The sequence below is a fragment of the Shouchella sp. JSM 1781072 genome (assembly GCF_041949915.1).
GTDB lineage: Bacteria > Bacillota > Bacilli > Bacillales > Bacillaceae_D > Shouchella.
Genome location: NZ_JBHFQE010000003.1, coordinates 726153 through 741197 on the forward strand (window position 1 = coordinate 726153; position 15045 = coordinate 741197).

At 41.0% G+C, this 15045-nt stretch carries 19 protein-coding genes; 6 read left to right on the forward strand and 13 right to left on the reverse strand.

The genetic code is table 11. The features are described 5' to 3' along the window. Nucleotides 1-44: 44 nt before the first annotated feature. The 4 genes from ACE1TH_RS17620 to ACE1TH_RS17635 form a co-directional block, all read right to left on the reverse strand. Nucleotides 45-1049 carry a sensor histidine kinase gene (locus tag ACE1TH_RS17620; protein ID WP_375079633.1) on the reverse strand — a complete coding sequence of 335 codons (1005 nt, stop codon included), beginning with the start codon at nt 1047-1049 and terminating at the stop codon, nt 45-47. Beyond that, a complete protein-coding gene (locus tag ACE1TH_RS17625; protein WP_375079634.1) occupies nt 1049-1738 on the reverse strand; it encodes a response regulator transcription factor in 690 nt (229 codons plus the stop codon). The genes ACE1TH_RS17620 and ACE1TH_RS17625 overlap by 1 nt, the downstream gene beginning before the upstream one ends. Nucleotides 1739-1894: 156 nt before the next feature. Beyond that, nucleotides 1895-2536 (reverse strand): 3-oxoacid CoA-transferase subunit B, encoded by a 642-nt coding sequence (locus ACE1TH_RS17630; protein WP_375079635.1) that lies wholly within the window; start codon nt 2534-2536, stop codon nt 1895-1897. A 2-nt stretch (nt 2537-2538) separates the two neighbouring features. Next, a complete protein-coding gene (locus tag ACE1TH_RS17635; RefSeq protein ID WP_375079636.1) occupies nt 2539-3243 on the reverse strand; it encodes a CoA transferase subunit A in 705 nt (234 codons plus the stop codon). A 184-nt stretch (nt 3244-3427) separates the two neighbouring features. On the opposite strand from ACE1TH_RS17635, the gene ACE1TH_RS17640 reads away from it, so the two are divergent. After that, entirely contained in the window at nt 3428-4015 is a 588-nt protein-coding gene (locus tag ACE1TH_RS17640; protein ID WP_375079637.1) for a DUF6944 family repetitive protein, read from the forward strand. Here the strand turns inward: ACE1TH_RS17640 and ACE1TH_RS17645 are convergent. Further along, nucleotides 4012-4980 (reverse strand): sodium:calcium antiporter, encoded by a 969-nt coding sequence (locus ACE1TH_RS17645; protein WP_375079638.1) that lies wholly within the window; start codon nt 4978-4980, stop codon nt 4012-4014. The two genes, ACE1TH_RS17640 and ACE1TH_RS17645, sit on opposite strands and share 4 nt — an antisense overlap. Before the next feature lie 120 nt (nt 4981-5100). On the opposite strand from ACE1TH_RS17645, the gene ACE1TH_RS17650 reads away from it, so the two are divergent. After that, entirely contained in the window at nt 5101-6909 is a 1809-nt protein-coding gene (locus ACE1TH_RS17650; RefSeq protein WP_375079639.1) for a prenyltransferase/squalene oxidase repeat-containing protein, read from the forward strand. A gap of 83 nt (nt 6910-6992) precedes the next feature. Continuing rightward, nucleotides 6993-7280 (forward strand): hypothetical protein, encoded by a 288-nt coding sequence (locus tag ACE1TH_RS17655; protein ID WP_375079640.1) that lies wholly within the window; start codon nt 6993-6995, stop codon nt 7278-7280. Nucleotides 7281-7330: 50 nt separating this feature from the next. Here the strand turns inward: ACE1TH_RS17655 and modB are convergent, their stop codons facing one another. Both modB and modA read right to left on the reverse strand, forming a co-directional pair. Then, nucleotides 7331-7990, reverse strand: a complete 660-nt coding sequence (gene modB, locus ACE1TH_RS17660; protein WP_099304749.1) for a molybdate ABC transporter permease subunit — start codon at nt 7988-7990, stop codon at nt 7331-7333. After that, complete coding sequence (gene modA / locus ACE1TH_RS17665) at nt 7991-8740, reverse strand: molybdate ABC transporter substrate-binding protein (protein ID WP_375079641.1); 750 nt, start codon at nt 8738-8740, stop codon at nt 7991-7993. Between the two features lie 175 nt (nt 8741-8915). Here modA and ACE1TH_RS17670 point away from each other — a divergent pair, with 175 nt between their 5' ends. Further along, nucleotides 8916-9836, forward strand: a complete 921-nt coding sequence (locus ACE1TH_RS17670; RefSeq protein WP_375079642.1) for a substrate-binding domain-containing protein — start codon at nt 8916-8918, stop codon at nt 9834-9836. 15 nt (nt 9837-9851) lie between these two features. Here the strand turns inward: ACE1TH_RS17670 and ACE1TH_RS17675 are convergent, their stop codons facing one another. The 5 genes from ACE1TH_RS17675 to ACE1TH_RS17695 form a co-directional block, all read right to left on the reverse strand. Continuing rightward, on the reverse strand, nt 9852-9992 hold the full coding sequence (locus ACE1TH_RS17675) for a hypothetical protein (RefSeq protein WP_176554453.1): 141 nt from the start codon (nt 9990-9992) through the stop codon (nt 9852-9854). 142 nt (nt 9993-10134) lie between these two features. After that, entirely contained in the window at nt 10135-11169 is a 1035-nt protein-coding gene (locus tag ACE1TH_RS17680; RefSeq protein WP_099304755.1) for an aldose epimerase family protein, read from the reverse strand. A gap of 17 nt (nt 11170-11186) precedes the next feature. Then, nucleotides 11187-11966, reverse strand: coding sequence for an SPL family radical SAM protein (locus tag ACE1TH_RS17685; protein ID WP_099304924.1), 780 nt, complete (start codon nt 11964-11966; stop codon nt 11187-11189). Nucleotides 11967-12028: 62 nt separating this feature from the next. After that, on the reverse strand, nt 12029-12652 hold the full coding sequence (locus tag ACE1TH_RS17690; protein ID WP_176554454.1) for a lysoplasmalogenase: 624 nt from the start codon (nt 12650-12652) through the stop codon (nt 12029-12031). 30 nt (nt 12653-12682) lie between these two features. Then, the gene (locus ACE1TH_RS17695; protein WP_176554455.1) at nt 12683-12847 is read right to left on the reverse strand and encodes a hypothetical protein; all 165 of its coding nucleotides are present in this window, start codon (nt 12845-12847) and stop codon (nt 12683-12685) included. 221 nt (nt 12848-13068) lie between these two features. Here ACE1TH_RS17695 and ACE1TH_RS17700 point away from each other — a divergent pair, with 221 nt between their 5' ends. Beyond that, entirely contained in the window at nt 13069-13374 is a 306-nt protein-coding gene (locus ACE1TH_RS17700) for an ArsR/SmtB family transcription factor (RefSeq protein ID WP_176554456.1), read from the forward strand. A gap of 68 nt (nt 13375-13442) precedes the next feature. Further along, entirely contained in the window at nt 13443-14333 is an 891-nt protein-coding gene (locus ACE1TH_RS17705) for a cation diffusion facilitator family transporter (protein WP_099304761.1), read from the forward strand. Nucleotides 14334-14345: 12 nt separating this feature from the next. On the opposite strand, the gene ACE1TH_RS17710 is transcribed toward ACE1TH_RS17705, so the two are convergent. Continuing rightward, on the reverse strand, nt 14346-14951 hold the full coding sequence (locus tag ACE1TH_RS17710; RefSeq protein ID WP_099304763.1) for a hypothetical protein: 606 nt from the start codon (nt 14949-14951) through the stop codon (nt 14346-14348). Nucleotides 14952-15045: the final 94 nt, after the last annotated feature.

A 15045-nucleotide genomic window follows, 5' to 3' on the forward strand; every position in this document is an offset into this window, starting at 1 on the left:
CCTTCGAAAGAGCGAACAATATGCGAAAGCATGTGACACTCTTGTCACATGCTTGTGAGCGACGTGAATTGATTTTTTCGGGGGAACAACATTGTTACCGTCGTTCCTTTTCCAAGTGTTGATTGAACCGTCAATTGAATCGCAAGTCCATCTGCCACTTTCTTTGCAAGATAAAGGCCCATCCCACTTGCAGCCTGCTCATGGTGGAACGTTGTCGAGGTAAATCCTTTTTCAAAAATACGTGATAGATCCTGCTCCGCAATTCCCTTGCCTTCATCTTTTACCACTAGCTCAATTTGTCCGTTGTGGGATTGAGATGAAATGGAAATGTCTCCATAATAACTATACTTCACCGCATTGGAAAGGATTTGCCTAATGAGAAAAGCCAGCCATTTCGCATCGCTGTATACAAAAGGTTCTTTCAGCTCAAGCTCAATTCCAATCCCTTTTTGCATGCACCACTGCTGAAACGTACGAATTTCTTGATGAAACACCGACTCGAGCTCTACTTTGTCCAAATAAAGATCATTTTCAATAAAATCCATACGCTTTTGATAAAGTTGTTGATCCAATAAGAGGTGAATGCGTAGCCATTCAAGATGAAGAGCTGTATTCGCCTCTTTTTCTTCAAGCCGATCAATGATTAGCCCCATTGTTGTTAATGGTGTCTTGACTTCATGAATCCACGCCATCATTTCATCTTTATCGTTGTCTACTTGTTGACGGTGAGTCATGTATTTTTGAAAAAGATGGTTTCGTTGTTCTTCAAAGGCGGTTTCTACCATCGTTTCAAAGGGGGATTGACCATCTGGTAAATCGGAGAGTTGTTCATGTTGATCGTACTGTTCTAACTGCTGGTAAAATCGTGATTCTTTATAATAGCGAAACACAATAAAGATGATGAATAAAATGGATGAAAGCAATAATGGATAGCCAATTTGCTCAACATCTAAACTTTGATCGATAGCTGCAATAAACAAAATAAATCCATGCAGAAAGAAGATGAAGGCAATCCACGCCCCCCTTTCTTTCATAAACCGTCTTTTCATCACGCTTCTCCTTCGGTCGCTACGTATCCTTGTCCGACTTTCGTTTCAATGTAGCTCCCTAAACCTAATGCTCCTAGCTGTTTACGTAGTCGGTTAACGTTTACAGTTAATGTATTGTCGCTAACAAAACGCTTATCGTCCCAAAGTTCACGGATGAGATCGTCTCGCGAAACGATTTGGTTTTTCTTTGAAACTAAATGCTTAAGAATAAACATTTCATTCTTCGTTAACTCAATCTTGCTTTCTTCAGTAGAAACAGTGTTATTTTCAACATTTATCGTTGCTCCATGCCACATAAGAAAGGCATGTTTTTGTTCGCTATTATAGTTATAGACGCGTCGTAATGTTGCTTGAATTTTGGCAATTAAAACGTCGAAATGAAATGGTTTTTGTATATAATCATCTGCCCCAAGCTGCATTGACATCACTTGATCCATTGGATGTTCTCTTGAAGATAAGAATAAGATCGGGATTGTTGAATAGGTCCGAATCATACGACACCAGTGAAACCCATCATATTTCGGGAGTTGAATATCGATTAAAACGAGGTCAGGTTCCACCTTCGTATATGTCTCCATTACTTGATTCCAATCATCAATCCCATAGACACGATAATCCCACTGCTTTAATTGTTGTTTTATTTCAGCAAAAAGTGCTTGATCATCTTCAATTAATAAGATTGCGGTCATCCGTTTTCACCCTTTTCCTCACCCGTTTATCTGTGCTTAAGCTTAATTGGATTTACAAGGAATTGCAAACAGACAAAGATTGAACGACCTCATTGCAAAGAAAAAACTGCCTTAAATCGTTATAGCAACGATCTTTAAGACAGTTCATGTATGGTATTAAACGCCGATCCCCATTTGAAACGATGCTTCTGTTGCATTCTTCACCTCATCAAGCGTCACGCCCTCTTGCAATTCCAACAAGGTCATCTTGCCGTTGTTAAATTCAAAGATCGCTAAATCTGTAATTAATAAATCCACAACGCTCTTCCCGGTTAGTGGCAGTTCACACGTTTTCTTTACTTTTGACTCACCGTATTTATTCGTATGATCCATAATCACAACCGTCTTCTTCGCGCCTTGAACAAGGTCCATCGCCCCGCCCATCCCTTTCACCATTTTTCCAGGGATCATCCAGTTCGCGAGATCGCCTGTTTCAGAGACTTCCATGCCTCCTAAGATCGCTAAATCAATGTGGCCACCACGAATCATCGCAAACGATTCAGCGCTATCAAAATAAGACGCACCTTTTTTCGCTGTCACGGTTTCTTTTCCAGCATTAATTAAGTCCGGATCTACTTCCTCCTCGTTCGGATACCGTCCAATTCCAAGCAAACCATTTTCAGACTGGAGCATGACATTGACGTCTTCTGGAATTAAATTCGCAATTAATGTTGGCATCCCAATTCCAAGATTCACACACATACCATCTTGAACTTCTTTTACAGCTCGCTCTAAAATACGTTTTCTTGTATCCTTCATTTTTATGCCCCCTCCTCAGTTCGTACTGTACGTCGCTCAATTCGTTTTTCGTAGGTATCACCAACGAACACATGCTGCACGTAAACACCTGGGAGATGAATGTCATCTGGATCCAGTTCCCCTATACCGACAAGTTCTTCGACTTCAACAATCGTCACTTTTCCCGCTGTTGCAACTAATGGGTTAAAATTACGTGATGTTTTTCTAAAAACGAGGTTGCCAAACGGATCTGCTTTCCATGCCTTGACCAATGCCACATCTCCCACAATGCCCCGTTCCATCATGTATCGTTTCCCATCGAACGTTTTTTCTTCTTTACCTTCTGCAACCGGCGTATCAACTCCTGTTGCCGTGTAAAATGCTGGAATACCTGCACCACCTGCACGCAACCGCTCAGCCAGTGTCCCTTGAGGCACAAGTTCAACTTCAAGCTCTTCCTTTAAAAATTGTTGTTCAAATTGCTTATTTTCCCCTACATAAGACGAAACCATTTTCTTAATCTGCTTATCTTCAAGCAATAATCCTAATCCAAAATCGTCTACCCCACAATTGTTGCTGACGACCGTTAACTCTTTAACCCCTTTGCTTTTTACTGCTGCAATTAAATGTTCAGGAATGCCACACAAACCAAATCCACCTACAACCAGTGTTTGCCCATCTTGAATCTGGTTCATAACAGCTTCTAAAGAATCAATGACTTTATTCATGTACGAGACCTCCTTAATCGTAAGAAAAAATAAAAGCGCTTTCATTTTAGTCTAACAGGATTTCGCTATCTTTTCTATTGGAACGCTGCTCTATTTCTCAATTTTCGTTACATACAAATCTAGGCGTACACCTCCCATATTTATGAATACGTTAGTTATAAGCCTAGATGACGGGAGTGAGACCATGTCAGATATTGAAAAGGAATTATTTGGGTCATGGACTCAAGCGATCGGTACCATTGTAGCAGCGGTTGCCGATACCCCATCAGCACGGTTAACTCCAGAACAAGTGAATCATCTTGGTTTGTATGGAAACGCCCTACAAGCAACAGGAAATGGCTTAATGGCGGATACAAGTGAAACCGGCTCAATGAATCAGGTCGGCAACGCGGTTCAAGCCGCAGGAAATACAATCATTGTAGGGGCACTTGCACTTCCATTAGATGAAACTGTCGAGCAAAACCTCATTATAAAAGGGAACCTCTTTCAAGCCACTGGTGGAGCCGTTACGTTTAATGAAGACCTAATGGAAGATGTTAGTACGGCTGCACTTTATGCAGTCATTGGTGACTTTTTGCAGATTGTTGGCAACGCCATCCAAGCTTACGCAGCTATATCGGATTTTATCGTTGATGACCATGAAGAACTTGTGAACTCTGTCGGCAGTTGGATACAAGCGGTTGGCGCTGTCTTATCTGCATTAAGCATAACAAAAGCTCTACCATCTTCAGACAAAGCGCCTAAAGAGGAAGAGCTTGTGAACTATGCTTAACCGTACATGTAAAGTGTAATCATTGAAATGAAGTAACCAATGACAATAATAATTGACGGTAGCCAAAACAAACGACCTAACTTCTCATTTCTCCAAATACCAAGCAATACAACTGTTGTTAGCACCAGTAAACCAATTAACGTAATCCAATTACTCGTACTTGCGCTCAATAACAAAGCATCTTGACGATAAAAAACGTCTGCTAGAGCAAGTAGATTTAAATTAAACATATTGCTTCCAATAATGACACCTACAGCGGCGCTAAATTGATCACGTTTTAATGCTAAATAAATGACAGATACTTCTGGTAAAGACGTTGCTCCTGCAAGAAGTAATGACCCAACAAATGACTGACCTAGCCCACTCTCAATCGCAATTTGATCCCCGATAATGGTTAAATAAGAACCTGCAGCTAAAATAATGAGGGCTGCAATCACAAAACGAGTAATCGCTCCTTTTAGTGACATGGATACATCCTTAGCAGCTGGTGGTTCATCTGGAAGCATATTCCGACGATTTAAATAGTACAAGCCACCAAAATAAACGGCAACCACAAGCATCAAATCAAGACCAACACTAAATAGAGAGACAGAGAACTGCGTTAGTAGAGAAACCGCAACAATTAGGGTCAAAATTAAGCTAAGCGTTCCTGGCATGACATTTTTTTGTGATACATGCGTGTACATTCGTTTTTTTCGAAACCATAAATCCCCTAATGCAAGTACGAGTAAGTTAAATAGATTGCTTCCGATAACATTTCCTACAGCTAAATCAGGGCTACCTATTACACCAGCCGTAATGTTTGTTGTCACTTCTGGCAGAGAAGTCGCTCCTGCAATCAAGACGGCACCTGTAAAAAAGCCCGTCATTCCTGTTCGTAACTGGATCGTATCTGCATATGTAGATAGCTTTACTGCAGCAAAGACGGTTACTGCTGCAAGAAGGATGAAAATAAGATATAACATGATAAACTCCTTTTTTTGCTCTACTTGGGTAGAGCACCTTTCCGACTTTTGTCCTCTTACATAGGATGTGCAAGAAGCTCTTTTTTACGCTTCAATTTGTTAATGTTTGGAGGTACTCCTATGAACCTGATGACGCGGTTGACTCAAAAGCAATCAGAAATAATCGACCAGCTATTGAGCCATCAACAACAGGATGGATCGTACTTGCTCTGCTTTGAATCAGGAACAATGACGGACGCATATATGCTTTTGCTTTTAGCTCACTTTGATTGTGCTCACAATTTACAACATAAAATAGCACATCGGCTTCACCGAACTCAGGCGAAAGAAGGTTACTGGAAGCTTTACGAAGATGATGCTGGTCATCTCTCTTCTACGATTGAGGCGTATGTTGCTCTTTACGTGTCAGGGTTTGCCAAAAAAAGCGATCCGACTATGCAAGCAGCTGAAGCCTTTATTTTACTACATGGTGGCGTTGAAAACGCACATATTGCTACAAAGACCATGCTTGCGCTACACCATTTATATCCGTGGCCGACGTTTTTTCCACTTCCCCTTTTTTTACTCGGCTTGCCAAGATGGCTTCCTTTTAGCTTTTATCGATATAGTTCTTATGTTAAAACCCATTTCGCATCTCTTCTTATATTAGGTCACACGCGCTTTCATGTAAAAAGAAAGCATAATCGTCTTATTCAACATTTGTACAAAACGTCCAAGCATTTGCAGCTACGTAAACAGCATCGACGCACCCTCTCAAAACAAACCATGCGAACCTTCCAAAAGGCTGAAGCCTATCTATTAAAGCATATTGAAAACGATGGCACGCTTCACAGCTACTCAAGTGCAACGTTTTTAATGATGTATGCCTTACTCGCATTAGGCTATAAAAAACACTCACCTATCTTGACCCAAGCATTGGCTGGCTTACAGGCCCACGCTTACTTGCATGAAAACAACAAAGAAAGCCATATTCAAAATTCACCATCCGCTATCTGGGATACGGCTTTAATCGCTGCAGCTATTCACCAAGCAGATTCAACAACGTATACCGAACAAACCAATGCCGCTACTCAGTATGTTTTAGCAAATCAACATGCCTCCGGGGGCTGGGGGTTTTCTGCTAGCAATTCAACAAATCCCGACGTTGACGATACCCAAGCTAGCTTACGATTCCTGTCTGCATCCTTAGACGATAATCATACGAACAGCGCCTGGCGTTCTGGCTTTTTATGGTTATTAGAGCGACAAAATCGAGACGGGGGCTGGGCAGCTTTTGAAAAGAATAGTGGTGCTACATTGTTACTGCCTCTACAAAATGCGACGGACACCATCAATGATCCATCTGCCGCTGATGTGACAGGGAGAACCCTTGAAAGTCTTGGGAACTATGGTCACCTTACAGTCAAGCACCCTGCTATAAAGCGGGCTGTTGAGTGGTTAGAAAACAATCAACAAAAAGACGGAAGCTGGCAAGGAAGATGGGGCGTTTCCTATATTTATGGAACCTGGGCTGCCGTTACAGGTTTACGCGCAGTAGGAACACCCATTGATACAAATAGCTTACAACGAGCTCGGCGCTGGCTAGAAAATATTCAACTTTTAGACGGTGGTTGGGGAGAGTCTTGTAAAAGTGATGTGGCACAACGATTTATTCCGTTACAATTTTCCACGGTCGTCCATACAGCTTGGGTGTTAGACGCATTAATCTCGCTTTATGAACGACCAACTAAACAAATGGAAGATGCCCTTGATAAATTATTAGATTGGGTTTGTACAACAAACATCCGCACAACGTATCCAACTGGCGGCGGATTACCTGGGCAATTTTATATTCATTATCATAGCTACCCACTTTTATGGCCACTTGTCGCCATCAATCGCTATAAACAAAAATACGTGAAAACAAAGGCGAAGGAATCAAGGAACTAGCCCTGTCCAACTCACCTTTTCAAACATAAGGTATAAGAACACAACCGTGTTAAACCGACTAATTTGTTTTGAAAGGAGATCCAATGAGTACAATTGATCCGCAATTAATGAATACGTTTCGTTCGAAGATGAAAAACCCAAGACATTTTCACAATGTCTGTAAAATCCTTTGCTGCAAACGCCGCCAAGACTTAAATCACTATGGTAAATGTTGCTCTATGATTGATGAGCTTTCCCAGTGTTTAGGTGTTCCTGTGTCACCTCAGCAAAGAGATCGTCATGCGCAGTGGTTGATGAACTGCCGTGTTGACCCTCAGAATCGCAATCATCGTCGCGATATGTGGGGAATGGTTACAGGTAGAAATCGATAGAACGAGAAGAGGCGCAATCTGCTTTTGATTGCGCCTAATGATAGAGCATCTTACCGTTTCAATCGTTGAACGGTTGCAAGAAGAACAAAAGAAAATAGTACAATCGAAAGTACCCAATACGTTGCCATTATAGTATTTCCAGTTTCAACAGCTAGATAAATACTGATGGGGATGGTTTGTGTGACGCCTACAATACTGCCAGCAAACATGAGCGTTGCACCAAATTCTCCTAAAGCACGGGCAAAACCAAGAGTGAAACCGGAGACGAGAGAACGCCATGCTAACGGCAAGCTAACATAACGAAACACAGCCCACTCACTTGCTCCCATCTGGCGTGCCGCATCTTCAAGATCATCTTCTACCGCTTCAAATCCATTCATCAGCATCTGATAAATTAAAGGAAAGGCAACAACTGTTGCGGCTATAATCGCTGCCACCAAAGTAAATACAATTGGTTGATTAAATAATTGCTCATACCATTGTCCGATTACGCTACGCCTACCGAATACAACTAACAAACCAAAACCAATAACCGTAGGTGGTAACACAAGTGGCAAAATTAAAAGGGTCTCAACAACCACTTTTCCTTTGAACGTTCGTTTTTTTAAAAACCAAGCGGCACATAAAGCGAGTAAAAAAGCGAGTACACTTGCGACACTTACGACCTGTAAGGAAACAAAAATCGGCGTCCAAAAGCTTGAATCAATCACTTAAGAACCTGCTTGAAATCCGTAAGATTCAAAAACGGTCCGTGCCGCATCTTCTTGAAGCCAATGATAAAATGCGCTCGCAGCATCATTCTCGCTCAGCTGTCCGATCGGATAGTAAATCGGATCATGACTATTTGTAGGAGCCTCGGCTACAATCTCAATTGCATCCCCTGCAATCAGCGCATCTGTCTGATACACAATCCCGACATCCGCATTCCCTGTCTCCACATATGTAAGTACTTGTCGTACATCTTTTCCATAAATAAGCTTGTCCTCTATTTCGTTAAAAAAGTCTAATGAATCAAGCGTTTGTTTTGCATAGCGACCAGCGGGGACTGTGTCTGTTTCACCGATTGCCATTCCTTGATAGTCTGAAGTTAGAAGGTCATCCCAATCGGTAACTTCGGTAGAAATCTCAGGAGCCGTGATCAAAACAAGCTTGTTTTCCAACAAAGTTGTTGATGCTTCCAATCCCTCTTGCTCTTCTACTTCATCCATATCACTTACAGAAGCTGATAAAAACAGATCTGCTGGCGCACCTTGAGTAATTTGCTGCCTTAATTGACCGGATGACCCATAGTTCACCGTTATCGCCACATCATGTTCTTGTTCATACGTTTCAATTAATTCATCCATCGCATCATTAAGACTAGCTGCAGCCATCACCATGACTTCATCATTCTGTTCTGAGCCCTGCGAACAACCAGCAAAACCTACTCCTGCTAGTAAAAGTAGCACTCCCTTTTTCATCCAGTAGCCTCTTTTCTATGCGTTTTCATGTAGTATAAGTTATATCTAGTTATATGTAAATTTATTTAGTTATAATTAAATCAAAAGTAAATGTCTTGATTGATGGAATTCATTCAACCTGTTGTTTTTTCAAAATGCTGTTAAACTAATAGAAAGGGATTGTGAGGGTAGTCTTATGAGCGAAATATCTTATACAACAGAGGAAATAGCGAAACACTTAAAAGTTTCAAAGCTGACCGTCTATGATTTAATTAAGAAAGGGAAGCTTCCATCTTATCGGGTAGGCAAGCAAATGCGGATTGATCATGCTGATCTTGAAGCTTATAAAAACAAGCAAAAGCAAATAGATTCTCCCCTTAGCGACAGCCAAACTAAACAAGCGAGCCGACAACATGACCAACTTATTATTAGTGGACAAGACATCTGTTTAGATATTCTGAGTCGCTATTTTGACCAAGAATCACACTATCGCACATTGCGCTCCTATCAAGGAAGTTTAAATAGTCTTGTTTCCATGTACAAAGGTGAGTGTGATATCGTCAGTCTTCACCTTTTTGACGGAGAGTCCCAAACGTATAATCTTCCTTATGTGAAACGTTTATTAACAGGCCGGTCTTATATTATGATTCATGTGGTGAAACGACAAGCTGGATTTTATGTTCAAGATGGCAATCCAAAAGATTTAACCAGTTGGCGCGACCTTGGCCAAGCTGGTCTAACAATGGTCAACCGAGAGAAAGGGTCTGGCGCTAGGGTGCTTTTAGATGAGCAGTTATCTTTACACCAGATCAACCATTCACGTATAAAAGGGTACAATCACGAAGAATCTACTCATTTAGGCGTAGCGAGTTTAGTGAAGGAAAAACAGGCAGACGTTGGAGTAGGTATTGAAAAAGCCGCACAAACCACTGGCACAACGTTTATTCCTTTAATTGAAGAATCGTACGACCTCGTCATTCTGCGAAATGAGCGTACCGAACCAATTATTGAAACATGCCTCTCCATCCTAAATTCTAGTGCTTTTAAAAATGAGCTCTCTCGCTTAGGTGGCTATAATGTGGAAGGCACTGGGGAAATTATTTACCAAAGAGCGTGAAAGTGAGCCCCACGCTCACTTTGTTTTTTGATGGAAAAATAGTGCGCCAATGCCTATTAAACTTGCACCGACAAATAAAAATAGCCAAGGAATGAAAAAACTTAATAGTAGAAGCGCCATATTGTTTAGCGCCATGCCGCTAAAATGTACGCCCATTCCCACACCCGGTATGCATATCAATATGGATAAGCCTATTTTAATTATTAAGTTGGACTGAACCAAACGAAAGACGAGGAAAATTAGAAAAACCGTTGGTAGACTACATAAAAGTATGCTAATAACCACTTCAATCATCCCTTTATTCAGTTGTAAATTGATAACGCGTTTGATGGTTATAGTGCTCGTCTGGCTTTACCCAGATTGAAGGGAACCCTTTGACGTGAAGCGCAGCAGGGTGACCCTGGGTTTCCAAGCAAAATCCTCCATGTTTGATCGCAGTTTTTCGATTGTTTAGAGCCAAGCGCCCATCCAACCCATTGCCTGTGTAAAATACAACGCCAGGCTGGGTCGTAGTCATTTTCATAACTCGTCCCGAGCGCTGATCCCATACGCTTACAGCCTCGCTTCGATTTTCATTTAGTAAAAAGAAATGATCATAGCCTCCTGCAATCTTTAACTGCCTATGTAAAGCAGCCAGTCCCTCTCCAATTCGCTTCCCCTTTCGAAAATCAAAAGCAGGCTGCTCTTCCACAGAACAAATATGTCCGGTAGGGATTAACGCGTGATCTAACTCAAGATAACAGTCGCTCTTCATTTTCATTATATGAGTATGGATGGATTCGTTGCCGCTCCCAGCTAAATTAAAATACGTATGGTTCGTCATCGCAAGAGGTGTCATTTCGCTTACTGTTGCATGATAGTCAATGATCCACTCATTCTCGTTTGTTACGATATAAGTAATGAGAGGCGAGATATCTCCAGGAAAAAGGCTCTTCTGTTGCGACTTTAATGAAAGCTGCGCACCTACCCGGTCTTCATGCTCAAAAAGTGTCACGTCAAACAACTGCTTGTGAAAACCTTCTGATCCACTATGCAACAAATGCTCGCCGTCATTTGCCTGGAATCGATACACATCTCGTCCTTTTTGAAATGTTGCCCCTTTCACTCTCCCAGCAACAGGACCAATTAGCGCACCAAAGTATGCTTTATTTTCCTTATACTCTTCTACATCCTCTAAACCTAGAACAACGTTTTCTCGTATCCCCTCTTTATCAGGTACGACGATTTCTATGACAATTCCACCAAAGTTTAAAAAACGAAACCGCATTCCATGATCATTTTCTAATTCATACTCAACCCAGCCGTTACTCAACTTGCGCTCCACTGCATGCATCCCTTTTCCCCCTTAACTTACGGTAGAAATCCATCTTGACTCAGATAAAGCTGCTCCTTCGAAAAATGCTGTAAAAAACGGTTGTACACTTTGTCAATGGTATCTTTTTGATACCACCGCTCCATTTGAATATCAAAAAACAAATTTTGAATGTTTAACCTTTCCGTCCGTTTTCCTCCAGATCCATCCCCCATAAAAAAATCATCGATGCAGACACGATCCACCACATCTGATAATTGTTCAGGGAATGACCTTGAACTTGGTAATAATGGAGCCACGGCTACTTGGGTTGGGATTCCTTCTTCACTTAGCCGCTTTAATGCCTTTATTCGCCCTTGAATTGGCGGTGCTTGAGGAGCAAAATGTCTTCTGATCTCATCACGATCGGTTTCGATCGTCATACTCACCCTGACACGGTTTCCTAGTTTTTTCAGTAAATCAATATCTCGCGTCACAAGAGCGCTTCGTGTTTGAACAAGTAAAAAATCTGGCGGTTCTTCTACCATCACTTCAAGAATTGATCGTGTTATACGTTCACGATGTTCAATCGGTTGGTAAGGATCGGTACTTGATGCCATAAAAATCGTCACAGGTCCATGCTTCTTCCCATTTTGAATTTCTTTTTTTACCCGCATGGCGATATCCGTTTTTATATCGACCCATGATCCCCAATCCTTATTTCGAAAACGCTGAACAGGCATCTCACGTACATAACAATAAGAACAAGCGAAAGAGCATCCGGTATAAGGGTTTAATGTATGTGAATAGCCCGTTAAAAAACCACTTCCTTTATTCATCACTTTCTTTGGATAGGTGTGCGTTAACGATAAATTTCGCACCTTGTTCACCTCTCATTTCTCTATGGTAAACGCTTCATGCTCAAGGCAATAAACAGCTGTGCACTATAATACGTTGTCATAATCCAGACAGTAGAATGAGGTACAGCATTTACAAAAAGATTCCACGCCAAGATTGTATCAGAAACAATAAACAATACGCTTCCAAAAAAGGCGAAACGATTCCTTGTCCAGCAAGCGACAATACCCATACACGTAATAACAAGAATGTAAAAAAGAACGGGTACAACCAAAGCTCCCTCACCGGACTGAAGCATTGAATGAATAAGGATGGAACCCGCTAAGAATCCGTATAGGGCATAAGGAAGAACAACCCGTTTTTTTCGATTCTTTTTTAACATTGCTTTATAAAAACCTGGAATATATAAAAGATGTCCGACGAGAAAAATGACTAAACCAGCTAAGAACGAAAACGCAATGGCAGCATCTGCAACCGTACAAACGATAAGACCAGCTAGGATCCACAAGTTGGCTTTGTGTGTACGAACGCTGCTTAAAGCTAAATGAACAATAAGAAGCATTGGAACAATTTTAAAGACAACGCTTACAATTTGATTCGACTGGTCACTCATCAGCAAGATATAGACGATGCTCATTAACACAATTAATCCAATTTTCACTTGCACCAGCGCACCTCCTCGCATTGATCAGATCCGTTACCTTCCTTGTTTACGATTCCAATCAACAACTAAACCTAATAGTAAGCCTGCGCCCACATACAACACAAGAGAACCTGTAAATAAACCAAACGACAGCCCTAATGCAAGGCCAATAAACGTCGCGCTTCCTAATCTTCGTCCATACCTCTTTTTTTCAGTCATCGTTCTGCCCATCTCCCTTATTACACGATTTCTCTAGTCTATCATGTCAAAGAAGGACAGAAAAGATTAGCCTAACGCTCTGCTTAGTGATTCAATAGTCTTTCTTTCACTATACTTTATTTAGAATCTTATGAATATATCATTTTTATTCAGAACACGATTGAAAAATCATATTTATAATGCTAACATGAACATATACTCATATAAGGATGGAAAAAACAATGTCTGAACCGAGATATGACTTAGATCAAGAAACACTTTTTATCGTTTCACAGAGTTTTAAAGCATTAAGTGATCCTACCCGGATCCGAATTCTTCATTTATTAGCGAATAAAGAATGCTCTGTTGGCGAAATTGTTGAACATTTAGAGCTTGGACAATCAACCGTATCTCATCAATTAAGATTCCTTAAAAACCTTCGACTAGTAAAATCAAGACGTGCTGGAACCACGATATACTACTCGCCGCAAGACGAACATGTCTTAGATATTTTAGAAAAAACGATTGAACACGCTACACACGACTAAAAGCTGTGTGACGTTGTTTGTTTAATATATGAATAATTGATCATATATACATTAAGGAGGGAACAACAATGGGACACCACCATGGGCATAATCATCACCACCATTCAACCGGGCAAGCAAACAAAAAGAATTTAGTTTTCGCAATGATTATTATCGGAAGCTGGATGTTCATTCAATTTATTGGAGGTTTATGGACCGGTAGTTTAGCGCTTTTAGCCGATGCCGTTCACATGTTTAATGATTTCGCTAATCTGTTTATTAGTTTTCTTGCCATCACCCTCGCTGCACGTGCTGCAACAAAAACGCGAACATTTGGAAATCATCGGTATGAAGTGCTCTCTTCCTTATTAAACAGCGTGATGCTATTGGTGATTGCCTTCTTTATCGTTCGTGAAGCGATCGGACGTTTTGTTGAACCACAGGAAGTCATGGGTGGAGGAATGATTGTCCTCGCTTTTATTGGCTTACTTGCAAATCTTGGGGCGATGTTCGTGCTTATGCGTGGGGATGTGAAAGACAATTTAAACATGCGGGGCGCGTATTTACATGTACTTAGCGATACATTAGGTTCCGTCGCAGCCGTTCTTGCAGGGGTGATTATCCTCTTAACAGGCTGGTACACTGCGGACCCCGTTTTAAGTATTCTCATTGCCGTTATGATTTCGATCTCTGCTGTTCGACTTTTAAAAGATACGCTTCACGTCTTAATGGAAGGAACGCCACAGCGCATTGATATCGATGACGTAAAAGCAAATTTAACCGCCATATCTGGTGTGAAAGATGTTCATAGCCTTCATATTTGGACGATCACATCTGGGATGGACTGTTTAACAGCACATATCGTCATCGAGTCAACTAGCGAAACAACCTTCGAACAAGTCCTTCAAGAAGCAAACGAATATGTACATCATCACTTACAAATTAAGCATGCGACCATTCAAATTGAACAAGACCAATGAAAACAGGAACAGCTACACACTGTTCCTCTCTTGGTAAGAATTGACGTTTAATAAAGGGTTTGGCTCATACTTAGACGCCAATGTATCAATAAAAATTCGAATCTCTCTAAACAGTTTCGCTTCAATTTGTTCTCGCTTCACGTTCGCTTCATCTTCTGGAAGGAAGTAGTGCGTATTTGCAGCTTGACACCATAAAGGCAGTAAACGAAAAACATCTGATGCTTGATGGTAAAAATCTGCATCATAATGGTTGAACGGAATATCAAAATGATTCTCGTCTTGATCCATATAGGACCAGTTGCCATTTGAGTAAGTAAGTTGTTCATCGTCCTGTACGAACGCAATGACAATACTCTTTTGCTCTAGGCTAAGATTCGTTTTTGTTCCCATTAAATTATAGTGTCGCTTTATTTCATCTACAGCATCGTCTGCACGACGTAGTTCTTTTTCAATTGCTTTACACGTTGCGATAAGTAGATCCTTATACGCATCATTTTCTACTAACTTTTTTTCAATACGCTTTAAGCGCCGCGCCTTCATGACACGAGGATGAATTGCTGCATTGTAAATAAGCAACAGCAACAAGACGATCCCAATTATCCAAATAAGCTCCGTCACATTACAACAGCTCCTGTGTGGAAAGGTTTGATTCCTCCATTATAAGCGGTCAGTATAACATTGGAAAGAGATCACTCTGACAAATAGGAGGGAA